This window comes from uncultured Caulobacter sp. (genome assembly GCF_947036865.1).
GTDB lineage: Bacteria > Pseudomonadota > Alphaproteobacteria > Caulobacterales > Caulobacteraceae > Caulobacter.
Window position 1 is genome coordinate 20316 of the sequence record NZ_CAMQSF010000007.1, and the last position, 22997, is coordinate 43312.

The 22997-nt window shown below is 68.4% G+C and carries 29 protein-coding genes, 1 other RNA gene and 1 pseudogene; 21 read left to right on the forward strand and 10 right to left on the reverse strand.

Annotation, left to right across the window (positions count from 1 at the left end):
- Window positions 1–4: 4 nt before the first annotated feature.
- Complete coding sequence (locus Q0V34_RS06725; RefSeq protein ID WP_297509635.1) at window positions 5–2338, forward strand: EAL domain-containing protein; 2334 nt, start codon at window positions 5–7, stop codon at window positions 2336–2338.
- Here Q0V34_RS06725 and Q0V34_RS06730 read toward each other — a convergent pair.
- Window positions 2335–3012 (reverse strand): HAD family phosphatase, encoded by a 678-nt coding sequence (locus Q0V34_RS06730; protein ID WP_297509637.1) that lies wholly within the window; start codon window positions 3010–3012, stop codon window positions 2335–2337. The genes Q0V34_RS06725 and Q0V34_RS06730 overlap by 4 nt on opposite strands.
- A complete protein-coding gene (serB, locus tag Q0V34_RS06735; RefSeq protein ID WP_297509641.1) occupies window positions 3009–3887 on the reverse strand; it encodes a phosphoserine phosphatase SerB in 879 nt (292 codons plus the stop codon). The genes Q0V34_RS06730 and serB overlap by 4 nt, the downstream gene beginning before the upstream one ends.
- Here serB and miaA point away from each other — a divergent pair.
- Complete coding sequence (gene miaA / locus Q0V34_RS06740; RefSeq protein ID WP_297509643.1) at window positions 3868–4761, forward strand: tRNA (adenosine(37)-N6)-dimethylallyltransferase MiaA; 894 nt, start codon at window positions 3868–3870, stop codon at window positions 4759–4761. The genes serB and miaA overlap by 20 nt on opposite strands.
- Here miaA and Q0V34_RS06745 read toward each other — a convergent pair.
- On the reverse strand, window positions 4748–5266 hold the full coding sequence (locus tag Q0V34_RS06745) for a hypothetical protein (protein WP_297509645.1): 519 nt from the start codon (window positions 5264–5266) through the stop codon (window positions 4748–4750). The genes miaA and Q0V34_RS06745 overlap by 14 nt on opposite strands.
- A 116-nt stretch (window positions 5267–5382) precedes the next feature.
- On the opposite strand from Q0V34_RS06745, the gene Q0V34_RS06750 reads away from it, so the two are divergent.
- The 6 genes and pseudogenes from Q0V34_RS06750 to Q0V34_RS06775 all read left to right on the forward strand — a co-directional run bounded on the left by Q0V34_RS06750 (window position 5383) and on the right by Q0V34_RS06775 (window position 9943).
- Window positions 5383–5853, forward strand: coding sequence for a CinA family protein (locus tag Q0V34_RS06750; RefSeq protein ID WP_297509648.1), 471 nt, complete (start codon window positions 5383–5385; stop codon window positions 5851–5853).
- Between the two features lie 203 nt (window positions 5854–6056).
- The gene (locus Q0V34_RS06755) at window positions 6057–6104 is read left to right on the forward strand and encodes a hypothetical protein (protein WP_024265762.1); all 48 of its coding nucleotides are present in this window, start codon (window positions 6057–6059) and stop codon (window positions 6102–6104) included.
- Window positions 6105–6207: 103 nt separating this feature from the next.
- Complete coding sequence (locus Q0V34_RS06760) at window positions 6208–8019, forward strand: acetolactate synthase 3 large subunit (protein WP_297509650.1); 1812 nt, start codon at window positions 6208–6210, stop codon at window positions 8017–8019.
- Between the two features lie 151 nt (window positions 8020–8170).
- Window positions 8171–8398 (forward strand): annotated as a pseudogene (locus tag Q0V34_RS06765) (GIY-YIG nuclease family protein); the annotation flags it as partial.
- 114 nt (window positions 8399–8512) lie between these two features.
- The gene (ilvN, locus tag Q0V34_RS06770; RefSeq protein ID WP_297509876.1) at window positions 8513–9070 is read left to right on the forward strand and encodes an acetolactate synthase small subunit; all 558 of its coding nucleotides are present in this window, start codon (window positions 8513–8515) and stop codon (window positions 9068–9070) included.
- A 12-nt stretch (window positions 9071–9082) separates the two neighbouring features.
- Entirely contained in the window at window positions 9083–9943 is an 861-nt protein-coding gene (locus Q0V34_RS06775; RefSeq protein WP_367272042.1) for a hypothetical protein, read from the forward strand.
- Here Q0V34_RS06775 and Q0V34_RS06780 read toward each other — a convergent pair.
- Complete coding sequence (locus Q0V34_RS06780; RefSeq protein WP_297509656.1) at window positions 9891–10799, reverse strand: AraC family transcriptional regulator; 909 nt, start codon at window positions 10797–10799, stop codon at window positions 9891–9893. The two genes, Q0V34_RS06775 and Q0V34_RS06780, sit on opposite strands and share 53 nt — an antisense overlap.
- A gap of 184 nt (window positions 10800–10983) precedes the next feature.
- Here Q0V34_RS06780 and Q0V34_RS06785 point away from each other — a divergent pair, with 184 nt between their 5' ends.
- The 8 genes from Q0V34_RS06785 (at window position 10984) to Q0V34_RS06820 (ending at window position 16356) form a co-directional block, all read left to right on the forward strand.
- Window positions 10984–11139 (forward strand): hypothetical protein, encoded by a 156-nt coding sequence (locus Q0V34_RS06785; RefSeq protein ID WP_297509659.1) that lies wholly within the window; start codon window positions 10984–10986, stop codon window positions 11137–11139.
- Window positions 11136–11375 (forward strand): Atu4866 domain-containing protein, encoded by a 240-nt coding sequence (locus tag Q0V34_RS06790; protein ID WP_297509662.1) that lies wholly within the window; start codon window positions 11136–11138, stop codon window positions 11373–11375. The genes Q0V34_RS06785 and Q0V34_RS06790 overlap by 4 nt, the downstream gene beginning before the upstream one ends.
- Window positions 11376–11380: 5 nt before the next feature.
- Window positions 11381–11744, forward strand: a transfer-messenger RNA (tmRNA) gene (gene ssrA / locus Q0V34_RS06795).
- Between the two features lie 186 nt (window positions 11745–11930).
- The gene (locus tag Q0V34_RS06800; RefSeq protein WP_297509664.1) at window positions 11931–12410 is read left to right on the forward strand and encodes an SspB family protein; all 480 of its coding nucleotides are present in this window, start codon (window positions 11931–11933) and stop codon (window positions 12408–12410) included.
- On the forward strand, window positions 12407–12880 hold the full coding sequence (locus tag Q0V34_RS06805) for a PaaI family thioesterase (protein WP_297509668.1): 474 nt from the start codon (window positions 12407–12409) through the stop codon (window positions 12878–12880). The genes Q0V34_RS06800 and Q0V34_RS06805 overlap by 4 nt, the downstream gene beginning before the upstream one ends.
- A gap of 11 nt (window positions 12881–12891) precedes the next feature.
- A complete protein-coding gene (locus tag Q0V34_RS06810; RefSeq protein ID WP_297509671.1) occupies window positions 12892–13659 on the forward strand; it encodes a C13 family peptidase in 768 nt (255 codons plus the stop codon).
- A 78-nt stretch (window positions 13660–13737) separates the two neighbouring features.
- Window positions 13738–15882, forward strand: coding sequence for a serine hydrolase (locus tag Q0V34_RS06815; RefSeq protein WP_297509674.1), 2145 nt, complete (start codon window positions 13738–13740; stop codon window positions 15880–15882).
- Window positions 15883–15969: 87 nt separating this feature from the next.
- Window positions 15970–16356: a hypothetical protein gene (locus tag Q0V34_RS06820; protein WP_297509677.1), complete on the forward strand. Its 387-nt coding sequence runs from the start codon at window positions 15970–15972 to the stop codon at window positions 16354–16356.
- Here the strand turns inward: Q0V34_RS06820 and Q0V34_RS06825 are convergent.
- Genes Q0V34_RS06825 through Q0V34_RS06835 form a run of 3 tightly spaced genes read right to left on the reverse strand, consistent with a single transcriptional unit; the run spans window position 16324 to window position 17581 of the window.
- Window positions 16324–16764 (reverse strand): RusA family crossover junction endodeoxyribonuclease, encoded by a 441-nt coding sequence (locus Q0V34_RS06825; RefSeq protein ID WP_297509879.1) that lies wholly within the window; start codon window positions 16762–16764, stop codon window positions 16324–16326. The genes Q0V34_RS06820 and Q0V34_RS06825 overlap by 33 nt on opposite strands.
- Complete coding sequence (locus tag Q0V34_RS06830) at window positions 16722–17261, reverse strand: DUF1697 domain-containing protein (protein WP_297509680.1); 540 nt, start codon at window positions 17259–17261, stop codon at window positions 16722–16724. Before Q0V34_RS06830 ends, Q0V34_RS06825 begins: the two co-directional genes overlap by 43 nt.
- The gene (locus Q0V34_RS06835) at window positions 17261–17581 is read right to left on the reverse strand and encodes a YbjQ family protein (RefSeq protein WP_297509684.1); all 321 of its coding nucleotides are present in this window, start codon (window positions 17579–17581) and stop codon (window positions 17261–17263) included. The genes Q0V34_RS06830 and Q0V34_RS06835 overlap by 1 nt, the downstream gene beginning before the upstream one ends.
- A 93-nt stretch (window positions 17582–17674) precedes the next feature.
- Between Q0V34_RS06835 and fumC the strand changes: the two genes are divergently transcribed.
- Genes fumC through Q0V34_RS06860 form a run of 5 tightly spaced genes read left to right on the forward strand, consistent with a single transcriptional unit; the run spans window position 17675 to window position 20844 of the window.
- The gene (gene fumC, locus Q0V34_RS06840; protein WP_297509687.1) at window positions 17675–19066 is read left to right on the forward strand and encodes a class II fumarate hydratase; all 1392 of its coding nucleotides are present in this window, start codon (window positions 17675–17677) and stop codon (window positions 19064–19066) included.
- Window positions 19063–19503, forward strand: coding sequence for a GNAT family N-acetyltransferase (locus tag Q0V34_RS06845; RefSeq protein ID WP_297509690.1), 441 nt, complete (start codon window positions 19063–19065; stop codon window positions 19501–19503). The genes fumC and Q0V34_RS06845 overlap by 4 nt, the downstream gene beginning before the upstream one ends.
- A gap of 34 nt (window positions 19504–19537) precedes the next feature.
- Complete coding sequence (locus Q0V34_RS06850) at window positions 19538–20278, forward strand: AAA family ATPase (RefSeq protein ID WP_297509693.1); 741 nt, start codon at window positions 19538–19540, stop codon at window positions 20276–20278.
- A 12-nt stretch (window positions 20279–20290) separates the two neighbouring features.
- Complete coding sequence (locus Q0V34_RS06855; protein WP_297509696.1) at window positions 20291–20533, forward strand: type II toxin-antitoxin system CcdA family antitoxin; 243 nt, start codon at window positions 20291–20293, stop codon at window positions 20531–20533.
- On the forward strand, window positions 20527–20844 hold the full coding sequence (locus Q0V34_RS06860) for a CcdB family protein (protein ID WP_297509699.1): 318 nt from the start codon (window positions 20527–20529) through the stop codon (window positions 20842–20844). The genes Q0V34_RS06855 and Q0V34_RS06860 overlap by 7 nt, the downstream gene beginning before the upstream one ends.
- Here Q0V34_RS06860 and Q0V34_RS06865 read toward each other — a convergent pair.
- The 3 genes from Q0V34_RS06865 to Q0V34_RS06875 form a co-directional block, all read right to left on the reverse strand.
- The gene (locus Q0V34_RS06865) at window positions 20841–21227 is read right to left on the reverse strand and encodes a YccF domain-containing protein (RefSeq protein WP_297509702.1); all 387 of its coding nucleotides are present in this window, start codon (window positions 21225–21227) and stop codon (window positions 20841–20843) included. The genes Q0V34_RS06860 and Q0V34_RS06865 overlap by 4 nt on opposite strands.
- Window positions 21228–21341: 114 nt before the next feature.
- Window positions 21342–21935, reverse strand: coding sequence for a hypothetical protein (locus tag Q0V34_RS06870; RefSeq protein WP_297509705.1), 594 nt, complete (start codon window positions 21933–21935; stop codon window positions 21342–21344).
- A gap of 2 nt (window positions 21936–21937) precedes the next feature.
- Window positions 21938–22948, reverse strand: coding sequence for a polyprenyl synthetase family protein (locus tag Q0V34_RS06875; RefSeq protein WP_297509881.1), 1011 nt, complete (start codon window positions 22946–22948; stop codon window positions 21938–21940).
- Window positions 22949–22997 lie beyond the last annotated feature (49 nt).

Genomic DNA, 22997 nt, shown 5'->3' on the forward strand with positions numbered 1-22997 from the left:
CCAGATGTTCACGCGGCTCCAGACCAAGCTGACCGTCCTCTACGCCGGGCTTTTCGCCCTGGCGCTGAGCCTGATCGCGGTCACGGTCTATGTCGCGATCGCCCACAACGCCCAGCGCGCCGTGCGCGAGGAGCTGGCCGCCTCGGGGACGGTGTTCGACCGCGTCTGGGCCCTGCGCACCCAGCGCCTTCACGACGGCGCCGAGCTGCTGTCGCGCGACTTCGGTTTCCGCGCGGCGGTCGCGACCCATGACGGACCGACGATCGAGTCGGCGGTCGGCAATCTGCGCCAGCGGCTGGGTCTCGACTTGGCGTTCACGGTCGGCGTCGACGGCGAGGTCAAGGGCGTCGACCCGTCACGGCTCGACCTCCAGAAGCTCTGGAGCGCGCTCGACGCCCGGGACGACGCCCAGGGCGTCTTCACCATCGACGGCCAGCCCTACCAGGTGATCTCCGCGCCGATCCTGTCGCCGACCCTGGCCGGCTGGGTCGTCTTCGCCGCCAAGCTCGACGAGCGCGAGATGCAGGCGCTGGAAAAGCTTTCGGCCATCGGCCTCGACGCCCAGGTGTTCGACCAGCGCGGCGAGCAGTGGATCTCCGCCGACCGAGGACCGGCCAACGCCGCCCTCGCCGCCTTCGTCGGTCAAGCCATGCGCGGCCGACTGCGCGAGCCGGCCATGCTGGGCGCGGGCGGGGCCCAGAGCCTCGTGCTGGTCAAGCCGATCCAGGCGCTGGACCGAGCCAGCGGCGCGGCCCTGGTGCTGCGCTATCCGATGGCCCAGGCCATGGCGCCCTACCGTCCGCTGATGGCGGCCGTGCTGGTCGTCGGCCTGATCGGCGCGGCCCTGGTCGCGGCGGCGAGCTGGGCTCTGTCGCGTGGGCTCGCCAAGCCGATCACCGCCCTCGACGTCGCCGCGCGCCGTCTGCAGCGCGGCGAGGAAGTGACCGTCGAGGTAAACACGCGCGACGAGATCGGCCGCCTGGCCGACAGCTTCAACCTGATGGCCAGCGAGATCCGCCAGCGCGAAGCCGACATGATCCGACAGGCCCTGCACGACAGCGAGACCGGACTGCCCAACCGCCGCGCCCTGGAGCGCGAGATCGAGCGCCGTCTGGCCGGGCTGGCGCCCGGCGAGCAGGTGGTGATCAGCACGATCGGCTTCGACCGTTTCCCGCAGGTCCGCGCCGCCATCGGCTACGAGCAGGCCACGCAGCTGGTGGCGAAACTGGGCCAACGCGTCGCCGCCACCGTGCCGGGCGTCGTCGTCGGACGCCTCACCACCTCGATCCTCTGCACGATCTCGGCGGCCAGCGACATGGACTCGGTGCTGCGGCGCGCCGAGCGCTTCGTGCCGAGTCTCGAGGCCCCCATTCTGATCGGCGGCGAACCCGTCGACGTCCACGTCAGCCACGGCCTGGCCGCGACGACGGCGGGCGAGCTGGATGCCTCCCGCCTGATCGAGCGCGCGCTGATCGCGCTGGACCAGGCCCGGGCCGCCCGGAAAAAGCTGATGTCTTTCGACGCGGCCGCCTATGGCGATCCGTCCGCCAATCTGTCGCTGATGAGCGAGATGCTGGAGGCGGTCCGTCGCGGCCAGCTCTATCTCAATCATCAGCCGAAGCTGGATCTGCGCACCGGCCTCATCACCGGCGTCGAGGCCCTGGCCCGCTGGAACCACCCGACGCGCGGCTTCCTGCGCCCCGATCTCTTCGTCGGCATGGCCGAGGAAACCGGCCACATCCGCGCGCTGACCGACTATGTCCTGGACCAGGCGATCGAGGACCAGGCCCGCCTGGCCGCCGCCGGCCACGACGTGCTGATGTCCGTCAATATCTCGGGCCGCCTGATCGACGACCACGCCTTCGCCGACCACGCCCTGGCGCGCGTCGCCGCGACCGGGGCGCGGCTTTGCTTCGAGATCACCGAAACCGCCGTGATCGGCAATCCCGACGTGGCCCTGGGCGTGCTGGAGCGCTTCGCCGAGGCGGGCGTGTCGGTGTCGATCGACGACTACGGCTCGGGCCTGTCGTCCCTGGCCTATCTGAAGCAGATCCGCGCCGACGAGCTGAAGATCGACAAGGCCTTCGTCATGACCTTGCAGGCCGGCGACAAGGACGCGTTGCTGGTCAAGTCGACGGTCGACCTGGCCCACAGCCTGGGCATGAAGGTCACCGCCGAGGGCGTCGAGACCCGCGAGGGCCTGGCCGCCCTGCAACTGATGGGCTGCGACCTGGCCCAGGGCTATCACATCGCCAAGCCGATGGCGCTGGACGCGCTGGTCGCGTTCCTGGACCGCTGGTCGATCGACCTGCCGGAAGAAGCGCGCCGGAAGGCTTAGGCGACGCCTTCGACGGACGCCTTCAGCAGATCCAGCACATGGTGCAGGCTGTCGGCGATGTGCACGCACTTGTCGTGCATCTCCTCGTTCGGATCGAGGATGTCGGGCACCATCACCGTCATCATGCCGGCCGCGTGAGCGGCGCGGACGCCGGGGTGGCTGTCCTCCAGCGCCAGGCACCCGGCGGGGTCGACGCGCAGGCGCTCGGCGGCCAGCAGGTAGGGATCGGGGTTCGGCTTGTGTCGCGTCACGTCGTGGTGGGCGACCACCGCGTTGAACCGGTGAAGCAGATCAAAGCGACCCAGATAACGCTCGACGGCGGCCATGCCGTTCGACGTCGCGATGCCGCGCGGCAAGCCCAGGTCGTCCAGATAGTCGAGGATCTCGACGACCCCCGTCTTCAGCTTGGTCTCGGCTTCCAGCAGGTCCTCGATGTCGGCCCAGACCCGTTCGAAATAGGCCTGCACCGGGAAATCCTCGCCATAGAGCTGGCGCATCATGGCGGCGCTCTCGGGCGTCGTCTTGCCCACCATGGCGGCGTAGATCTCGCCGGTGAACGCCACGCCGAACGCCTTGCCGGCGTCGATCATCGCCGCGCGGTAGACGATCTCGGTGTCCAGCAGCAGGCCGTCCATGTCGAACACGACGGCCTCGACGCGGCGGGGGAAGCTCACCGGCGGAACTCCTCGGCCCGAAAGCCCTGGAAGTAGAGCAAGGTCGTCAGGTCGGTATGGTCGACCTTGGCGTCGGCCTGGGCCGCCACGATCGGCTTGGCGCGATAGGCGACGCCCAGACCCGCGGCCTCGATCATCGCCAGATCGTTGGCGCCGTCGCCGACGGCCAGGGCGTCGGCGGGGGTCAGGCCCAGCGCCGCCGTCTCCTCGCGGAGCGCCGCCAGCTTGGCCTCCTTGCCGAGGATCGGATCGCCGACCTCGCCCGTCAGCGCGCCGTCGCGCTCGATCAGGGTGTTGGCGCGGTTCAGGTGGAAGCCGGCCGCCTCGGCCACGCGGCTGGTAAAGAAGGTGAAGCCGCCCGAGACCAGGGCGCAGCGCGCGCCGTGCGCGGCCATCGTGCGCACCAGCGTCTCGGCGCCTGGGTTCAGCCGCACCCGCTGATCGTAACAGGCCTGAAGGGCGTCGACGCCCAGCCCTTTCAGCATGCCGACCCGCTCGCGCAGGGCGCCTTCGAAGGCCAGTTCGCCGCGCATCGCCCGCTCGGTGATCTCCGAGACCTTGTCCTTGACCCCGGCGAAGTCGGCCAGTTCATCCAGGCACTCGACGTTGATGATCGTGGAGTCCATGTCGGCGATCAGCAGGCGCTTGCGGCGGTTGGCGACCGGCTGGATCGCGAGGTCGACCGGCAGGCCGGCGAGATCGTCCGCCAAGGTCTCGAGCACGCCGCGATCCCCATGGACGTCGGCGGCCAGAGGCCCCAGGGTCTCGCGGCGGCTGGACAGCACGGCTTCGGCGCGCGAAACGGCGGCGGCGTATGCGTCGGGGTTCGCCCCCACGACGGTGAGGACGGTCGGAATGGTGGAGAGTTCGGACATCGCGCCCCGCATCTGGCTGATTGCCGGCCCGACCGCAAGCGGTAAGTCGGCCCATGCCCTGCGGCTGGCCGAGGCGCTGGGCGGCGAGATCGTCAACGCCGACTCCATGCAGATCTATGCGGGCCTGCGCGTCCTGACCGCCGGTCCCTCGCCCGAGGAGATCGCCCGCGCGCCGCATCACCTGTTCGAAGTGGCCGACGCCGCCGTCGGCTGGTCGGTCGGCCGTTGGCTGGAGGCGGTGACCAAGGCGCTGTCGGACATCGAAGCCCGGGGACGGCCCGCGATCGTGGTCGGCGGCACCGGCCTCTACTTTCGCGCCCTCACCCATGGCCTGGCGGACGTGCCGCCCGTGCCCGAGACCCAGCGCGAGATCTCCGGCCTGCTCTACGCCGCGCGGGGCGAAGCGGAATTCCGCGAGATTCTTCGCCCCCTGGACCCCGACGCCGAGGCCCGCATCGAGGCGGGCGACCGCCAACGCCTGGTTCGCGCCCACGCCGTGGCGGTGGCGACCGGCAAGTCGCTGACCGCCTGGCAGACCGACACCAAGCCCGCGCTCGCGCCTGGAACCTGGAAGGGCTTGGTGCTCGACCCGCCGCGCGCCGACCTCTACGCCCGCTGCGACGCGCGTCTCTCGGTCATGGTCGAGCAAGGCGCGCTGGACGAGGTGCGAGCCATGGAGGCGCGGAAGCTCGATCCTGCCCTGCCCGCCCTGAAGGCCGTCGGCTACCGCGAGTTCGCCGCTCATCTCCGGGGCGAGACCACGTTGGAGCAGGCTCTGGACGCCGCGCGGCAGGAGACCCGCCGCTACGCCAAGCGCCAGTTGACCTGGTTCCGCAACCAGACCCCGGACTGGGAACGCGTCAGCGTTCCGTGATCGTAACGCCGCTCTTGAGGAGACGCGGCTGGACCGCGAGCTTGTAGTCGTCCTCGAACATCTGGTCCTTCAGGCGGTCCAGGCTGGCGATCACCCGATCCTCGGCGTCGGTGACGGGCTTGGCGAACACCTCGCACGCGGTCCCGACGGGCAGATCGGCCTGGCCGTTCTCGATGGCCTGCAACGGCTTGGTCGCCCCCTCCTCGCAACCGAGGGTTCCAGTGATCGAGTAGAAGCAGAGATCGCGCTGGAGGTAGGACTCGACAACCCAGGCGCAGGGGATGGCCGACACGGTCACGCCCGCCGGCGCGACGGGAACGGCGCCCGGCTTGGCGATCGTCCGCGTGAAGATCTGATAGCGCACGACGGCGTTCTCGGTCTTGCCGCCCTTGGTCAGCAGCAAGGCCTTGGCCTTCTGCGCCACCGGCGCCAGGCGCTGCAAGGTGGGCGATGCGGGCGGCGCCGGGGCGGTCGCGGCGGGCGGCGTGGCGGCTTGCGGCGGCAAGGTGGCCTCCAAGGTTGAGCTTGGCCATGGTGAGCATGTTTTCTCAACGTTGGCGAGCGGCCGACTGGACGCCGCCGCCCGTCCGAGCGATGTCAGGCCCCAAGAAGGAGACCGTCATGTCCCTCATCGAACAGATCGCTCAGCGCCTGAAAGCGCGCGGCGAGACCATCGCCGTGGCCGAGTCCTCGACCGGCGGGCTGATCTCGGCGGCGCTGCTCAGCCAGGGCGGGGCCTCGGCCTATTATCGCGGCGGAGCCATCGTCTACACGCCCAAGGCCCGCGCGGCCCTGATGGGCGTCTCCAAGGAGCAGATGGGCGAGATGCGTTCGGCCAGCGAGCCCTACGCCCGCTTCATGGCCGATCGTGTCCGCCAGCACATGGCGGCGACCTGGGGACTGGCCGAGACCGGCGCGACCGGTCCGTCCGGCAACGCCTACGGCGACGCCGCCGGCCATTGCTGCCTGGCGGTCTCGGGGCCCGTTTCGCTGAGCCGAGTCCTGGAGACCGGCCACGGCGAGCGCATGGCGAATATGGAAACCTTCCGCGACACCGCGCTCGAACTTCTACTGGAAGCGCTGAACGGCTGACGAGGGCCAAGAATTGGCGCCAAGCAGGCGCCTCGCGCCAATCGGTTTCAGGGTAGCGCCCAGGCGCGGTCGAACCTGCCCTCCTGGTCGGCGATTATGGCATGCCGCACCGCGCGTTGGAGGCAGAACCTTGCGGCGTTCCGCGCCTTGACGGGGGTTGCCGCGCATGTCATGACCCGTTCCGTAGCTTTGGAGCAATACTCGTGCGCAAAACCATGATCGTACTTATGGAGCGGCCGTTCGCGGGGTGACCTCGAAGTCACGTCGTAGCTCGGTCGCGCGCGCAAAGGTCCTTCGGGGCCTTTTTTCTTTTCCAGCTTCCCCCTTCTCGCCTCTCCCCACCGGATCCGTCCCATGACCGCCCACCAGACCATCGAGAGCCAGGCTCCCGCCGCCGAAGCCGCCGACCGCGCCATGACCGGCGCCGAGATCGTGGTTCGCGGCCTCGTGGATCAGGGCGTCGAGGTGCTTTTCGGCTATCCGGGCGGCGCGGTGCTGCCGATTTACGACGCGCTGTTCCACGAGCCGCGCCTGCAGCACATTCTCGTGCGCCACGAGCAAGGCGCGGCCCACGCCGCCGAGGGCTATGCCCGCAGCTCGGGCAAGCCGGGCGTCGTCCTGGTCACCTCGGGTCCCGGCGCGACCAACGCCATCACCGGCATCATGGACGCCCTGATGGACTCGATCCCGATGGTCGTGATCACCGGCCAGGTGCCGACCCACCTGATCGGCACCGACGCCTTCCAGGAGGCGGACACGGTCGGCATGACCCGCTCGTGCACCAAGCACAACTATCTGGTCAAGGACGTCCGCGACCTGCCGCACGTGATCCACGAGGCGTTCAAGATCGCCACCACGGGGCGTCCCGGCCCGGTGCTGATCGACATCCCCAAGGACGTCCAGTTCGCCAAGGGCGAATATTACGGCCCCGAGGAGGTCCGCTCGACCCACGCCTACGCGCCGCGCACCAAGGGTGATCCGAACCGCATCGCCGAGGCGGCCCGGATGATCGCAAACGCCCGCCGGCCGATCTTCTACACCGGCGGCGGCGTCATCAACGCCGGCCCCAAGGCCAGCCAGGCCCTGCGCGAGTTCGCGGCCCTGACCGGCGCGCCGGTGACCTCGACCCTGATGGGCCTGGGCGCCTTCCCGGCCGCCGATCCGGCCTGGCTGGGCATGCTGGGCATGCACGGCACGTTCGAGGCCAACAACGCCATGCACGACTGCGACGTGATGATCTGCGTCGGCGCGCGCTTCGACGACCGCGTCACCGGCCGCCTGGACGCCTTCTCGCCGGGCTCCAAGAAGATCCACATCGACATCGACCCGTCCTCGATCAACAAGAACGTCCGTGTCGACCTGCCGATCGTCGGCGACGCGGCTTCCGTGCTGGAATACCTGATCGCCGCCTGGAAGGCCGCCAATCTCCAGCCGAACAAGGCCGCGCTGAGCGACTGGTGGGCCCAGATCGACCAGTGGCGCGCCCGCCAATGCCTGAAGTACCGGGCGTCCGACACCGTCATCAAGCCGCAGCACGCCATCCAGCGCCTGTACGAGCTGACCAAGGACAAGGACGTCTACATCACGACCGAGGTCGGCCAGCATCAGATGTGGGCCGCCCAGTTCTTCCGCTTCGAGGAGCCGAACCGCTGGATGACCTCCGGGGGCCTGGGCACCATGGGCTATGGCCTGCCCGCCGCCCTGGGCGTGCAACTGGCCCACCCGAACAGCCTGGTCGTCGACATCGCCGGCGAGGCCTCGATCCAGATGTGCATCCAGGAGCTGTCGACCGCCATCCAGTTCGACCTGCCCGTCAAGATCTTCATCCTGAACAACGAATGGATGGGCATGGTCCGCCAGTGGCAGCAGCTGCTGCACGGCGAGCGCTACAGCCACTCCTATTCCGACAGCCTGCCCGACTTCGTGAAGCTGGCCGAGGCCTATGGCGCGCACGGCATCCGCTGCGACGACCCGGCCGAGCTGGACGCCAAGATCCTGGAGATGATCAACAGCGACAAGCCGGTGATCTTCGACTGCCGCGTCGAGAAGCACGAGAACTGCCTGCCGATGATCCCGTCGGGCAAGGCCCACAACGAGATGATCCTGCCCGAGGAGGTCGAGGACCTGGGCTCGGTGATCGACGAGGCCGGGCGCGGGCTGGTGTAGGCCATGCCCTGCGTCCTTCGAGGCCCTCCTACGGAGGGCGCCTCAGGATGAGGACGGTGGGGTGAGAGCAAGGTTTTTCGACTTCCACCCCGAAAAAACTTCCTCATCCTGAGGCGCCCTCCGTAGGAGGGCCTCGAAGGACGCACGGCCGATGTACGACGTTCAGAGCGCCTGGGTGTACATTTTGCGATGCAGTGATGGGTCCTATTATGTTGGCTCGCATCGCGGGCCCGATCCAGACGCTAGAGTATCAATGCACCGCCAAGGCTTGGGCGGCGACTACACTGCGGCGCGGCTTCCAGTGGAGTTGGTTTGGTGCGAGGCCTTCCAATTCATCACGGACGCCATCGCGGCCGAACGGCGCATCAAAGGTTGGTCTCGCGCCAAGAAGGAAGCCATGATCCGCGGAGATTGGGACGCCCTGCCCGCTCTGTCTCGTCGTCGGGGCGGCAAGCCCCTATTGAACCAGAAAACTCAGCAAAAGCGCGTCAAAATGACCACCAACACCCAGCCCGCTCCCGCCTCGGCCTACGACCTCAGCCCCAACGAACAGGCCGAGCAGTCGGCGACCTTCGCCCTGCTGGTCGATAACGAACCCGGCGTCCTGCATCGCGTCGTCGGACTGTTCGCGGCGCGCGGCTACAACATCGAGAGCCTCACGGTGGCCGAGACCGACCGCAAGGCCCACACCAGTCGGATCACCGTGGTGACCCGGGGCACGCGTCAGGTGCTGGACCAGATCGAGGCTCAGCTGAACAAGGTCGTCAACGTCCGCCGTGTGCACGACGTCACCCGCGACCCGAACGGCGTCGAGCGCGAGCTGGCCCTGGTCAAGGTGCGCGGCGTCGGCGCCGACCGCGTCGAGGCGTTGCGGATCGCCGAGATCTTCCGCGCCAAGCCCGTGGACACCACGCTGGAAAGCTTCGTGTTCGAGGTCTCCGGCGCGCCGTCCAAGATCGACAAGTTCCTGGACCTGATGCGCCCGCTGGGCCTGGTGGAACTTTCGCGGACCGGCGTCCTTTCCATCGAGCGGGGCGTCGAAGGGATGTAGGCGATGGGCGGCATGGCGGGACTGATCGCGGGGCTGGCCTTGGCCGTCCAGCAAGCCCCGCCGCCGCCGGCCGCCGTTCCCGATCCCGCGATCTGGTGGTCGCCGGACGTCCCGCGTCCGCCTCCCGAGGTGGAGCCTCTCTATAACCGCCGGCTGGGCAAAGGCGATCAGCCGATCCCGATCGACAACGGCGTCGAGCCGCTGCTCTACCGGCTCTGGGGCCTGCAGCCGCTGCAGAGCCAGATCCTCTACAAAGGGGAACTGATCGTCGAGGTCTGGGCGCGGCCCGCGCGGGGGGTGCGGCAGGCCGTGGTCCGCGTCACCGTGCGCCGCGACGGCCGCGCCTTTGTCCAGGCCCGCGCCGGCCTGGGCTGCTGTACGCCCGAAATCGGGCGGCGCGTCGACGTCAACGCCGAGCTCTCGAACGAACAAGCCGCGCGCCTGAAGCCGCTCGCGGCCGATGCCGCCTGGAGCCAGCCCCGCGCCGTGATCGTCGACTATGGCGGCGGCGCGGTCTCGGCCCTGTGCGTCGACGGCGTCTCCTGGGATGTGACCTTGCTGGTTCCCGGCCAGGCGCGCCACCTGCGCCGGGCCTGCGACGACGCCGAGGTCGGCTCGATCGCCCGGGTCCTGTCCTCGGTGATCGGCGCGGCGGCGGGCCGCGATCCGCGCTTCGACGCGGTGTTGCCCAAGGGCGCCGATTTCTCGCGCCAGCAACGCGCCTATGACGACCTGATCGCCTCGGGCGGCCGACTGGTCCCCGGCGAGCACGACCGCCCTCAGCCGCCGCCGGTTCCGGTCTCGGCGGGCGAAGAGGCCTCTACGCCCTCGCCATCTGCTCAGGCTGTTCCCGCAGCCGCGCCACGTCCCTGAGGGGCGGCGCGCCGAAGAGGCGGGCGTATTCGCGGCTGAACTGCGAGGGGCTGTCATAGCCGACCGCGTGGCCGGCCGCGGCCGCGTCCAGCCTCTGGACCAGGATCAACCGCCGCGCCTCCTGCAGGCGGATCTGCTTCTGGTACTGCAGCGGCGACAGCGACGTGACGGCCTTGAAGTGCTGGTGCAGGGCCGACGGACTCATCCGCGCCTCCTCGGCCACGACGTCGATGCTGAACGGCTGGTCGAAGTTGCGCTTGATCCAGCCAATGGCGCGGTTGACTTGGCGCAGGCGGCCGTCGCGGCGAGCGATCTGGGCCAGGCGCGGTCCCTGCGGGCCGCTCAGCAGGCGATAGATGATCTCCCGCTCGATCAGCGGCGCCATTACGGCTACCTCCTCCGGCGTTTCCAGGAGCCGGGCCATCCGGCAGACGGCGTCGAACAACTGCGGGGTCATGGCCCCGGCCGACATGCCGCCGACCAGGGGCGCGGCGGCGTCCAGCCGCGCGGCGAGACCCGACTCCATCATCATCTCGCTGATCAGATTGGCGTCCAACACGATCCGGAAGCTGAGATAGGGCTTCTCCGGCGAGGCCTCGACCACCTGGCCGACCACCGGCACGTCGATCGAGGACAGGAAGAAGTTGCGCTCGTCGTACTCGTGCAGGGCGTCGCCGACCATGATCCGCTTGCGGCCCTGCGCCAGGACGCAGAACGAAGGGTCGTGAAGCCCGTGGTTGGGCTCGCTCGGCCGCGTCAGCCGATAGAGATTGACCCTGGGGCAACAGGTGTCGACCGGACCTTCATCCGGCGTGAATCGTTCAATCAAAGCAGCCAGCGCCTCGCGCGTACTCATGCGACTTCCTTTTGGAACCAAGGCTATTTCTAAGCCTTACACGATCCCCCGTCACGCGACGGCGTTCGGTTGCGGAGGATCGTGCAATCATGCCGGAGCATCGGTCTACCGGCTGGACGGGCGGGCGCCCCATAGTGGCCTCGTTCCGCTCCCCGACGCGGCAACTCCCAAAATTCGGTTCGCGATGAGATCCCCCACGCCCCGGCGCGGCGTGGCGGCTCCGCGCTGGTTCGTCGCCCTGCTGCTGGGCGGCGCGGCCGCGCTGACCGCCATGACCGCCGCGCTTCCCAGTCCCTCGGCCGCTCCGGCCGCCCTCGTTTCCAGGAGCTCTTCCCGATGATGATGTCCGCCATCGTTCCCCACCGGCCGGTCTCGGGCGTCTGGACCTCGGCCGACGGCCACGTCTCGCTCGAACTGCGCGCCGACGGCCGCTTCATCGAGACCCGCGACGACTTCGCCGACGTGTTCACCGGCGTCTATGTGCTGGTCGGCGAGACCCTGAAGCTGTTCGAGGATCGCGGCGCGGTGATCAGCGGCAAGCTGGTCGACGGCCGACTCAGCCTGGGGACGGCCTGAGCCGCGCCCTTCCCTCGGGACGGCGAACACCCTATATTGGAAATGTCCGGCTTCGGCCGAACTATGGGGATAAACGCGCACGTAATAAGCGGACTGGACCCGGGTGCGATTCCCGGCGGCTCCACCAAATCTCTCCCAAGTTATCATGGGACTGTGCGGGGCCGATCAGCATCGACAGACGTGTAAAGGTGTAGCTTTCTCTCGGCCTGACCCACCGTTTCGGGTCTTTATCTAAATGCGAACGATAACTTCGCTGAAGAGTTCGCCGTCGCCGCGTAATGCGGCGCAGGTGAATTCGCCTCTTAAGTCCTAGGGGTTCAGATCCCTAGGCGGGGCCCGGAGGGAGCCTGCCAACAGAATCCCTCCACTCTATCCGGAACCTGGCCTTTCTTTCGCTCTCCCATCCGCGCGGGAGGGCGCGCGCATCTATGCCTGAGGCTGCTCACCGAAAATCGGTTGCGACTTTTTCTCCGGACAGCAGCGGCCGCTTTGCGCGAAGCCGCCGACGCGGTAGGGTCGCGGTCCCGTTTCCAGTTCGAAGTATCGACCGAGCGCATGTCCCAGACCAATCCGCCCGAAGACCTCATGCAGTACGAGGCCATGGCCCAGGACGCCTTGCGCGGCGTGGTCAAGGCGGCCTTGAAGAAGGCCGCCGCGCCGGGCGGCCTGCCCGAGCCGCACCACCTGTACATCACCTTCAAGACCAAGGCCGCCGGCGTCTCGGGACCGCAGGATCTGCTGGGCAAGTACCCCGACGAGATGACCATCGTCCTGCAGCATCAGTACTGGGACCTGGCGCCCGGCGAGACCTTCTTCTCGGTGACGCTGAAGTTCGGCGGCCAGCCCAAGCGCCTGTCGGTGCCCTATGCGGCGGTGACGCGATTCTACGACCCGTCGGTCCAGTTCGCTCTGCAGTTCGCCGCGCCCGAGATCGTCGAGGCCGAACCCGAGCCCGAGCCCGAACCCGAGCCCCCCGCGCCGCAGGCCGAGGACGGCCCCAAGATCGTCTCGCTGGACCAGTTCCGGAAGAAATGAGCGACGTCGCCGCCGACACGCCACAAGCCCTGACCGACGAGGCGATCCTCGCCCGCTTTCGCGCGTCCAAGAGCCAGCCGACCGGATCCCAGACCCTGGGGTTCGAGCTGCTCGCCGTCCGCCAGGCCGATCGCGAGGTCGAGGTCGGCTTCACGGCGCGGGCCGAGCTGCTCTGCAACCCGATGGGCCAGATCCAGGGCGGCTATGTCTGCGCCATGCTGGACGAGTGCATGTCGGTGGCCGGCATGATCACGTCGGGCATGACCCACGTCGTTCCCACCCTGGAGATGAAGACCAGCTTCCTGCGGCCCGCCATGCCGGGCGCGCTGCGCGGCGTCGGTCGCGTGGTGAAGTGGGGCCGCACGGTCTGCTTCATGGAGGGCGAACTCTACGACGCCGAGGGCAAGCTGCTGGCCAAATCCACCGGCACGGCGGTCCCGACGCCCTTCGCCAATTTCAAGAAGAAATAGGGACCCAGAGCATGCGGGGGGCGGCGGCGGTCATCGGACTTCTGGTGTTGCTCCTCTCCCCGCCCGCGCGAGCCACCGGACCGTTCTCGAACTGGGCGGCGGTCGTGGTGGCCGGCGACTTTCACGCCCACTCGGGCGGGCCGACCGAAGCCTTCGACAACGCGCGGCGCGACGTCGCCAAGACCCTGGTCGGCCTCGGCTTCGACAAGGCCGCCATCCAGCAGTTCTCGGTGCGGCCAGAGCGCTATCCCGCCGAAGCGCCTGGACGGTCGGACGCCCCGACCATCTACGACGCGCTCCGCGTCAAGGCCCAGACAGCCAAGGCCGGCTGCCTGTTCTACATCAGCTCGCACGGCAGTCCCGAAGGCGCGATTCTCGGCGAGGATTATCTGCGGCCGCACCTGTTGGCCGCCATGCTGGACGACGCTTGCCCGAACCGTCCCAGCATCGTGGTGATTTCCGCCTGTTTTTCGGGCGTCTTCATTCCGCCTTTGCAGAAGAGCGACCGGCTGATCCTTACCGCGGCGCGTCCCGACCGCGCCTCGTTCGGCTGTGGCGAGAGCGACAAATATCCGTTCTTCGACGACTGCTTCCTGTCCGCCGCCCCGGGCGCGCACGACTTCGCGGCGTTGGGCGCGGGCGTCCAGGCGTGCGTCGCGCGCAAGGAGAAGGAGACGGGCGCCGAACCCGCGTCCGAGCCGCAGGTGTGGATCGGTCCGGCGCTGCGCCCGATGCTGCCGCTGTACGCGTTCAATCGAGGCAAGCCGGCGGCGCCTTGAGCGGTGATCGGGTTTGACCCTGGCGGCCAGCACGCTACACAAACCCTTGGGGTTTTCCGCAACACCCAGGGGACATCTTTGACGTCGCGCGTATCGCCCGTCGCCGCCTTCGCGGCGGCTTTCATCGCTCTTTGCTGCGGGTTGGGATCGGAGGCGCGAGCGCAGGACGCCGATCCGAAGCCGCCGGCGGCGGCGCCGCCGACCTTCACCGACGGCCCGCGCCCCTATAACAGCCTTCGCCCCAAGCGGCGCCCGCGCCCCGCGCAGATCACCGCCGCGACGCTGGCCGCGCGCGCCAAGCCCGTGATCGCGCCGTCGACGCCGACGCCCGTGGCGGCGCCGGCGCCGACCGGGGTCGCGGCGATTCCGCCCCAGCAACTGGAAGCCTTTGTCGACGGCGTCGTCGAGCGCGCCATGACCCGCGACCACATCGCCGGCGTGACCTTGTCGGTGGTGCAGAACGGCCAGGTGATCCTGAAGAAGGGCTACGGCTTCGCCAATCTGGGCCGTCGGCAGCCGGTCGATCCCGACAAGACGCTGTTCCGGGTCGCCTCGATCTCGAAGACCTTCACCTGGATCGCCTTGATGAACGAAATCGAGTCCGGCCACATGCGGCTGGACGGTCCGGTGAACCTCTATCTGCCCGAACCGCTGCAGGTGAAGGACCAGGGCAAAAAGACCCAGGTTCGGCTGCGCGATCTGATGACCCACACCGCCGGCTTCGAGGATCGGGCGCTCGGGCAGCTGTTCGAGCGCGACCCCAATCGCATCCGCACGCTGACGGAATACCTGCGCCAGGAGCGCCCGCGCCGGGTCCGCGAGCCGGGCCTGTTGCCCAGCTATTCGAACTACGGCGCGGCCCTCGCGGGCGCGGCGGTGTCCAACGTGACCGGCAAGCCTTACGAGGATCTGGTCAGCCAGGAGATCATCCTGCCCGCCGGCATGACCCACACCACCTTCCGCGAGGCTCGCCCCTGGCGCGACGGTCTGCCCGCCCCGATGAACGAGGCCCTGGCCGCGAACCTTTCGGATGGCTTCTCGTGGACTCCGACCGGGTGGAAGACCCAGCCGCGCGAATTCATGGGTCAGGTGGCGCCGGCGGCGGCGGCCTCCACGACCGCCGGCGACATGGCCCGCTACATGACCCTGCTGCTCAACGGCGGGACGATCGACGGTAAGACGATCTTCTCCCCGAAGACCGCCCTGGCCTTCCGCACGCCGATGTACCGCCCCGCGCCCGAGGCCGCCGGCTGGAACGCCGGCTTCCAGGACACGCCGCTTCCCGGCGGCCGCCGCGGCTATGGTCACCAGGGCGCGACGCTCTACTTCTATTCGAACATGGTGATCGCGCCGGATCTGGGCCTTGGGATCTTCGTGTCGGTCAATACCGACAGCGGCGCCAACCTGCCCGCCACCCTGCCCGGAACCATCGTCGAACACTTCTACGCGCCCGCGCCCGCCGTGCCGCCGGCCAGCGCCCTCACCTACGACCAGGCCCGGGTCTATGAGGGCGACTACCTGACCACCCGACGCGCCTATGGCGGGCTCGAGGGTTTCAGCGGCCGCATCGTGGGCAGGGCCAGCGTGCGCGCCACGCCCGACGGCCGACTGGCGGTCACGGACGGCGGCGTCCGCACCTTGTTCAACGGAACCGGAAAGCCGGGCGTGTTCAAGGCCGTCGACAGCGCCCTGACCCTGGTCTTCGACGCCAACGGCGATCGCCCGTCCCGCTTCTACGCGGCGCGGGGAACCTCCACCTTCGAGCGGATCGACTTTTTCCATTCCGCCGGCTTGCTGCTGTGGACCGCGATCCTGACCGGCGCGGCCTCGGTCGCGACCATCCTGGGCGTCTTCTTCCGCAACCGCCGGGAATCGCGTCAGACGCCGATCCAGGCCCGCGCCAGCCAGATGCAGGTCATGCAGGCCGTGCTGTGGCTGATCTCGGCGGGATGCCTGGGGATCTTCGCCCAGAAGGCCGCGGATCAGACAGCCGTCTTCTTCGGATGGCCCAGCGGCTGGCTGCTGACGGGCTCGGCCTGCGCCCTGGTCGCCGCGGTGCTCGGCGTCCTGACGCTGGGCATGCTGCCGATGGCGTGGCGCGGCGGCCGCCGGGTGGACAGCTGGAGCGAGACGCGCAAGGTCGCCTTCACCTTCACCGCCCTGCTGATGGTCTTCCTCAGCGTCCTGCTCGGCGTCTGGGGCTACCTGCTGCCCTGGGTCTGATCGCCGCGTCACGATCCGTCGCTATCCTCGGGCGCGGCGCCCGGCTTGCAGCGCGCCGCCCGGGGAGACGAGCGAGGGAGACGCGACGTGTCAAAGCTGGACGCTCTGGCGTTTGGGGGAACCGGGCTGGCGGTCTGGTCGGCGGCCACCCTTTTCTACGCCGCCTTCGGGGGAGGCCTCATCGAGAGCGCCTTCTGGTTCTACGCGGTCAACGCGTTCGCGGCGGCGGCGGCCCTGACCTTCGCCTTCCACGCGGTGACGCGACTGACCCGCACGCCGCGCCGCCGCCGGCTGATGCCGATGATCCTCTATTCGACGCCGGGCCTGGTCGGCGGCGCCCTGGTCGTGGCCCGCTACGCCGAGGTGATGCCCACCGGCGATCCGGTCAGCGTCGGCCGTTATGGCGCGTTCCTGGCCGTCGCCTATCTGGCGGTCGCCGCGTCAATCTTCGAGCGTGCGCCGCATAAGGCTTGAGGTCAGTTTCCGCACCTGGATGACGATCCGCTCGCGCTCCCCTGGACGGCGCTCGACCAGCAGCCGGGCGACCTGGGCGTCGTCGTGGAAGGCATAGCCCTTGATCGCGTCCAGCAGCGCCTTAGCCAGGTTGTCGAGATCCATCCACGGGGGCTCGCCGACATATTCCATGCCGATCTCGACGCTGAACTCGCCCCAGGCCGGCCGCGAGCCGCGCCAGGATTTGCGGAAGAACTCATAGATCAGCGGCTTGTAGTACTTACCCTGCGTCGTCAGGCCATCGACCACGAGGGTGAGCTCGCCCGCCGCCTCGCGGGCGCGGACCTTGCCGTGATGGGTCCAGTCCTGGCCGTCCAGCGCCGCGCTCACGCGCCCACCATGTCGGCCAGCTTCAGCACGGTGTTCCAGTTGCGGGTCGTGCCGACCGGGGCGCGCTTGGATTTCTTCCAGTCACGATCCAGCGCCGAGTCGGCCATGCTGATCGGGAAGTCGATGTAGAGCTCGCGTGGACCGACGGCGAAGCGCTCCGGCCCCGTGATCGCCTCGCGGAGGATCGCCTCGTCGCCGGGGGGCAGCGGCGTCTTCAGGAAATTGACGATGACGTGGCTCGGATGATCCTCGGCCTCGGTCTTGAAGGGATTGGCGTCGATGGTGCAACGGAGGTCGGCGGACGAGCGGACCATGAAGTCGGTCCGCAGGCCCATGCGTTCTTCCAACGCGTCCTCGAGCGCTGTCTCCAGCGCCTCGCCCCCGGCGTGGTCGCCCCATAGCAGCAGGTTGCCGCTGGCCAAATAGGTCTTAGCCTCGGCAAAGCCGGTGTCCTCGGCGATCCCCAGCAGGTCTTCCTTCAGCACCTTGCGCTTGCCGGTGTTGATCGAGCGCGGAAAGGCGACGAACGCCGGCACTAAAGCGCCTCGACCCGCACGGCGGTGCCATAGGCCAGAACCTCGGTGATGCCTTCCATGATCTCGTTGGCGTCATAGCGCATGGCCAGAATGGCGTTGGCGCCCAACTCGCGGGCATGGGCCACCAGCAGGTCGTAGGCCTCCCGCCGCGCCGTCTCGGCCAGATTCGTATAGATCGACAGGTTGCCGCCAAAGATCGACTGCACCGCCCCGCCGATATTGCCGATCACGCTGCGCGAGCGAACCGTGACGCCGCGCACTAGCCCCAGGTGCTCGACGACCCGATAGCCAGGCAGATCGTTGGTGGTGGCGACGAGCATGACGAACTCCGGGTTTCCTTCGCGCCCGCGAACATTGCCCTTCGCGCCCCCAAGGTCTAGACCGCGCTCGACCGTTTTTCCGGAGATCGCCGCATGACCGCCACGCGCACCGAGACCGACACCTTCGGCCCGATCGAAGTCGCCGCCGACCGCTACTGGGGCGCTCAAGCCCAGCGCAGCCTGGGCAACTTCAAGATCGGCTGGGAGAAGCAGCCGCTGCCGGTGGTCCGCGCCCTGGGCGTCGTCAAGCGCGCCGCCGCCGAGACGAACCTGAAGCTGGGCAAGCTGGATCCAAAGCTGGCCGAGGCGATCATCGCCGCCGCCAACGAGGTGATCGAGGGCAAGCTGAACGACCACTTCCCGCTGGTCGTCTGGCAGACCGGCTCGGGCACCCAGTCGAACATGAACGCCAACGAGGTGATCTCGAACCGCGCGATCGAGATGCTGGGCGGCGAGATGGGCAGCAAGAAGCCCGTCCACCCGAACGACCACGTCAATATGAGCCAGTCGTCGAACGACACCTATCCGACGGCGATGCACGTGGCGTGCGCCGAGCAGATCGTCCACGACCTGCTGCCGGCGCTGAAGCATCTGCATGGCGCCCTCGCCGCCAAGGCCGAGGCGTGGAAGGACATCATCAAGATCGGCCGCACCCACACCCAGGACGCCACGCCGCTGACCTTGGGCCAGGAGTTCGGCGGCTACGCCCAGCAGGTCGCCAACGGGATCGAGCGCATCGAGCAGACCCTGCCCAAGCTGATGCAGCTGGCCCAGGGCGGAACCGCCGTCGGCACCGGCCTGAACGCCCCGATCGGCTTCGCCGAGGGCGTGGCGGAAGCCATCGCCGCGATCACCGGCCTGCCCTTCACCACCGCGCCGAACAAGTTCGAGGCCCTGGCGGCCCACGACGCCATGGTCTTCTCGCACGGCGCCATCAACACGGTGGCCGCGAGCCTGTTCAAGATCGCCAACGACATCCGCTTCCTGGGCTCGGGCCCGCGCGCGGGTCTCGGCGAGCTGGCCCTGCCGGAAAACGAGCCCGGCTCGTCGATCATGCCGGGCAAGGTCAATCCGACCCAGTGCGAAGCCCTGACCCAGGTCTGCGTCCAGGTGTTCGGCAACCATGCCGCGGTGACCTTCGCCGGCAGCCAGGGCCATTTCGAGTTGAACGTCTTCAACCCGGTGATGGCCTACAACTTCCTGCAGTCGGTCCGCCTGCTGGCCGACGCGGCGATCAGCTTCACCGACAACTGCGTGGTCGGCATCGAGCCGCGCGTCGACAACATCAAGCACGGCGTCGAGAACAGCCTGATGCTGGTCACCGCGCTCAACGGCCGCCTGGGCTACGACATCTGCGCCAAGATCGCCAAGACGGCGCACAAGAACGGCACGACCCTGCGCCAGGAAGCCGTCGGCGGCGGCTATCTGACGGACGAGGAGTTCGACCAGTACGTCCGTCCGGAAAAGATGGTCTCGCCGGGGTGAGGCTCCAAATCGTTCGTCTATTTGACGAACTGCCGGACGGGTTCGACGACCTGGTCGTAGAGGCCGTCGGAGAAGGCGTACGCAACATGGCGCTGCTGGTGGAGGACTGGCGGCGCGGCGCTCGCTTTCAGGGCGACGGCGAGGCGCTCCTTGCCGCATTCTCGGCCGGCGAGCTGGCGGGCGTCGGCGGCCTCTCGGCCGAGCTCGCCGCTCCCGAGCCGGCGCGCCGTCTGCGCCGGTTCTACGTCCGTCCGGCGATGCGCCGTCGAGGCGTGGCCGCCGCCCTCGCCTCGGCCCTCATCCATGAGGGCTTCGACAGCGTGAACCTGCTCACCGTCAACGCCCGCGCCTCCGAATCCGCAGCGCCCTTCTGGGAGGCGCAGGGCTTCGTCGCGGATGGCAGCGGGCCTTGGACACACATCATGCGGAACGGGTGATACGACCTCCGCAACCCATGCTATCCAGGACTGCATGGCCGCCCTGGAACGTCCTTACTGGATCGAAGCTCGACTGGAGCGGCGAGAAGACTGGGACGCTGGCGCTTACCCGTTCAACCTCCCGATCATTCGCGACCTGGATGCGGTCGCGTTTCATCCTCGCGTCACCTTCCTAGTCGGTGAGAATGGTTCCGGGAAGTCGACTCTGATCGAAGCGCTGGCCGCGGTTTGGGGCTTCAACGCCGAAGGCGGGTCCACCGGAGTGAACTTCTCGACCCGGACTTCGCACTCGCCGCTAACTCGACATATCCGCCCAGTGCGCTCTCACCTACGGCCCATCGACGGCTATTTCCTCCGGGCTGAAAGCTTCTTCAACGTCGCGAGCTACATCGAGGACGTCGGCGTGACCGGCTACGGCGAGATACCTCTTCATGAGCAATCTCACGGCGAAGCCTTTTTCGCGCTGTTCGACAACCGCTTTCGGGGCGACGGTCTCTACATCCTCGATGAGCCCGAGGCGGCGCTATCGCCCCAACGTCAACTGTCATTCCTGGCGCGGCTGCACGAATTGGTGATGGCTCGCTCACAGTTCATCATCGCTACCCACTCACCGATCCTGTTGGGCTATCCCGACGCCTGGATTTATCAGGCGTCCGAACGCGGCCTCGAGCGCGTGGAGTATGAAGATACCGAGCACTTCCAGGTGACCCGCAACTTCCTCAACCGCCGCCAGACCTTCTTGGAGGTGTTGCTGTCGGACGATGACCAGGCGTGATAGCGTTCAGTCATGGACGCTCCCGAACTCGACCTCGGCATCGACCCGGAACTGCTGGCCCAGGCTGAGCGGCTCGGCGTTCGCACGTCCGGCATGAGCGAGAGCCAGCTTCGCTTGCATCTCCAGAAAGTCGATCCGGCCGGCGCCGAGGAACGCGCTCGCCGCTGGGCCGAGGAGAACGCCGAGGCGCTGAAGGCCTATCGCGAGCGGATCGAGCGCCGCGGCGCGTTCGGAGACGATTTGCGGACGTGGTGATCCGCCAATTCGATCTCTTCATCAACCCGTCGCCCCGAACGCGCGACGAGGCGCCTTACGTCGTTGTCCTGCAATCCCACTTCGCGGGCGACCTCCCCACGATTGTTGTCGCCCCTGTCTATCGGCGGGACGTCTTCGAGGCGTTCGCCAAACTCAGCGTTGAGATCGCGATCGAAGGCGAGAGCCTGATCGTCTGCGTGCCCGAACTCGTCGCGGTCAGCGCGGCCTTGTTGAACCAACGGTGTGGCGACTTGCGCGGCCACGAAGACGCCCTCCGCCGCGCGCTCGACCGGCTGTTCACCGGCTTCTAGCGCCTGACCACGTCCCGGCCGATCGGGGCCAGGGCGATATAGGCCAGTTGCAGGTCCTTCAGGGCGAACGGGATGCCGATGATCGTCACGGCCTCGGCGGCGGCGACCACGATATGGCCGATCGCCAGCCACCAGCCGGCCAGGATGAACCAGATCACGTTCAGCAAGCCGCCCAGCACGCCCGTGCCCAGATCCGGCCCCTCGCGGTGGACGATCTCCTTGCCGAACGGCCAGAAGGCGAAGCCGGCGATCCGCCAGGCCGCGCCGGCATAGGGCAGGCCCACGATGGTGATGGCCAGCAGGAGACCGGCCAACAGCCAGCCCAGACCGGTAAAAAAGCCGCCGCAGATGAACCAAAGAATGTTCAGAATGAACCGGATCACGACTTGCCCCTAAGCGATGCGTCTAGCGCTGGACCTACAGGTGGCCTCGCCCGCCCCTCAAGTCGAGCCGTATAGACCTGAATTACGTCGAATTCACCGCGACCGGGCCGAAGCCTAACTGAGCAGCTGCCAGCGCCGCGCCCAGCGGCCCTTGCCGACGGCGTTCAGGGCCAGCAGGTACATGCCCGCGTAAAGCACGGTCCCGACGCCGATCACGGCCCAGCCCCAGGGGCCGGGCATGCGGGGAGTCGGCGCCGTGGTGATCCAGTCGTGGCGCGGCGAGCTCAGCTCCAGCCACAGTCCGCCCACCCACAGCAGCGAGAACACGGCCACGATCGGGTACCGCAGCAGCGGGTGACGCTGAACCAGCAGCCAGGCCTGGAAGACGGCCGCGGCGGCGAACGCGGCGAAGCCCGCCAGCCAGGGCAGCCAGGGTCCGGACGCGAATTGCGCCGTCCGCAGGCCGGCCCAGACCGGTCCCCAAAGCACGGGCCCCAGCAGCAAGAGCACCAGAATAGCCGCCAACAGCACGCCCACGCCGCCGCCGATGACCTTGCCGGCCGCTTCGCCCGCCGGATGAGGACGGATATTGGGATCGCCGGCCGGGTTCTCGGGCGAGGTCGCCACGATCGTCTGAAGCCGGGGCAGGCTCTCGCCCGGCGCCGCGGGCGGAAGACCGCCAAGACCGGGAGACTTCCGCCGCGACATGGTCAGGCCCTGCGGCTCACGGCGAAATCGGCCAGTTCCTCCAGCGCCGCGCGCCAGTCGCTTTCCGGGAAGATCGCCAGCGCCGTCTTGGCCCTGTCGGCATAGTCGGCCGCGAGGTCGAGCGTGGCGTCCAGGGCGCCCGAGCCGATGATCAGCTCGCGGGCGCGGCGGAAGTCGGCCTCGGTCTGCTCGCGGCGGCCGATGGCGCGCTCCCAGAACTCCGCCTCGCGCGGCCCCGAGCGGGCGATGGCCAACAGCAGCGGCAGGGTCGCCTTGCCTTCGCGGAAATCGTCGCCGGCGTTCTTGCCCAGGGTCTCGGTCGCGCCGCCATAGTCGAGGGCGTCGTCGGCCAACTGGAACGCCAGGCCCAGGTTCAGGCCATAGGCCTGCAGCGCGGCGGCCTTGGCGGGCTCGGCGCCAGCGGCCACGGCCCCGGCCTCGGAGGCGGCGGCGAACAGCTCGGCGGTCTTGGCCTGGATGATCTCGAGATAGACCGCCTGCGAGAGATTCAGGTCGTGACTGCGGGTGAGCTGAAGCACCTCGCCCTCGGCGATCACGCGGCTGGCGCGGGCCAGGATTTCCAGCGCCTTCATCGAGTCGGTCTCGACCATCAGCTCGAAGGCGCGGGCGAACAGGAAGTCGCCGACCAGCACGCTCTGCGCGCCGCCCCAGATCAGATGGGCGGCCACCTTGCCGCGCCGCAGGGCGCTGCCGTCGACGACGTCGTCATGCAGCAGGGTGGCGGTGTGGATGAACTCGACGGCGGCCGCCAGCTTCAGGGCGTGGTCATTGCCCGTGTCGCACAGACGGGCGGCGGCCACGGTCAGCAGGGGCCGAAGACGCTTGCCGCCGGCGGCGATCAGGTGCTCGGCCAGGGCCGGAATGATCGCCACGTCGCTTTGCATGCGGTCGGTGATCAGGCGGTTGACCCCCGCCATGTCGGCCTCGGCGAGGCGCACGAGACGATCCACCGAGCCCGACTTCCGGGGGAGGGTCGCTGCGGCTGCGTCCAAAACCATTCTCTCCTTACGGCGGCCCCCCACGAACCATTGCGAGGGACAA

Excerpts from the sequence above, each read along its gene's own strand:
- Q0V34_RS06870 (WP_297509705.1), bottom strand. The coding sequence starts at position 21,935 with ATGTCGCGGCGGAAGTCTCCCGGTCTTGGCGGTCTTCCGCCCGCGGCG.
- fumC (WP_297509687.1), top strand. The coding sequence starts at position 17,675 with ATGACCGCCACGCGCACCGAGACCGACACCTTCGGCCCGATCGAAGTC.
- Q0V34_RS06790 (WP_297509662.1), top strand. The coding sequence starts at position 11,136 with ATGATGATGTCCGCCATCGTTCCCCACCGGCCGGTCTCGGGCGTCTGG.
- serB (WP_297509641.1), bottom strand. The coding sequence starts at position 3,887 with ATGTCCGAACTCTCCACCATTCCGACCGTCCTCACCGTCGTGGGGGCG.
- Q0V34_RS06785 (WP_297509659.1), top strand. The coding sequence starts at position 10,984 with ATGAGATCCCCCACGCCCCGGCGCGGCGTGGCGGCTCCGCGCTGGTTC.
- Q0V34_RS06780 (WP_297509656.1), bottom strand. The coding sequence starts at position 10,799 with ATGAGTACGCGCGAGGCGCTGGCTGCTTTGATTGAACGATTCACGCCG.
- Q0V34_RS06805 (WP_297509668.1), top strand. The coding sequence starts at position 12,407 with ATGAGCGACGTCGCCGCCGACACGCCACAAGCCCTGACCGACGAGGCG.
- Q0V34_RS06800 (WP_297509664.1), top strand. The coding sequence starts at position 11,931 with ATGTCCCAGACCAATCCGCCCGAAGACCTCATGCAGTACGAGGCCATG.
- Q0V34_RS06775 (WP_367272042.1), top strand. The coding sequence starts at position 9,083 with ATGGCGGGACTGATCGCGGGGCTGGCCTTGGCCGTCCAGCAAGCCCCG.
- miaA (WP_297509643.1), top strand. The coding sequence starts at position 3,868 with ATGGTGGAGAGTTCGGACATCGCGCCCCGCATCTGGCTGATTGCCGGC.
- Q0V34_RS06725 (WP_297509635.1), top strand. The coding sequence starts at position 5 with ATGTTCACGCGGCTCCAGACCAAGCTGACCGTCCTCTACGCCGGGCTT.
- Q0V34_RS06750 (WP_297509648.1), top strand. The coding sequence starts at position 5,383 with ATGTCCCTCATCGAACAGATCGCTCAGCGCCTGAAAGCGCGCGGCGAG.
- Q0V34_RS06855 (WP_297509696.1), top strand. The coding sequence starts at position 20,291 with ATGGACGCTCCCGAACTCGACCTCGGCATCGACCCGGAACTGCTGGCC.
- ilvN (WP_297509876.1), top strand. The coding sequence starts at position 8,513 with ATGACCACCAACACCCAGCCCGCTCCCGCCTCGGCCTACGACCTCAGC.
- Q0V34_RS06810 (WP_297509671.1), top strand. The coding sequence starts at position 12,892 with ATGCGGGGGGCGGCGGCGGTCATCGGACTTCTGGTGTTGCTCCTCTCC.
- Q0V34_RS06760 (WP_297509650.1), top strand. The coding sequence starts at position 6,208 with ATGACCGCCCACCAGACCATCGAGAGCCAGGCTCCCGCCGCCGAAGCC.
- Q0V34_RS06850 (WP_297509693.1), top strand. The coding sequence starts at position 19,538 with ATGGCCGCCCTGGAACGTCCTTACTGGATCGAAGCTCGACTGGAGCGG.
- Q0V34_RS06835 (WP_297509684.1), bottom strand. The coding sequence starts at position 17,581 with ATGCTCGTCGCCACCACCAACGATCTGCCTGGCTATCGGGTCGTCGAG.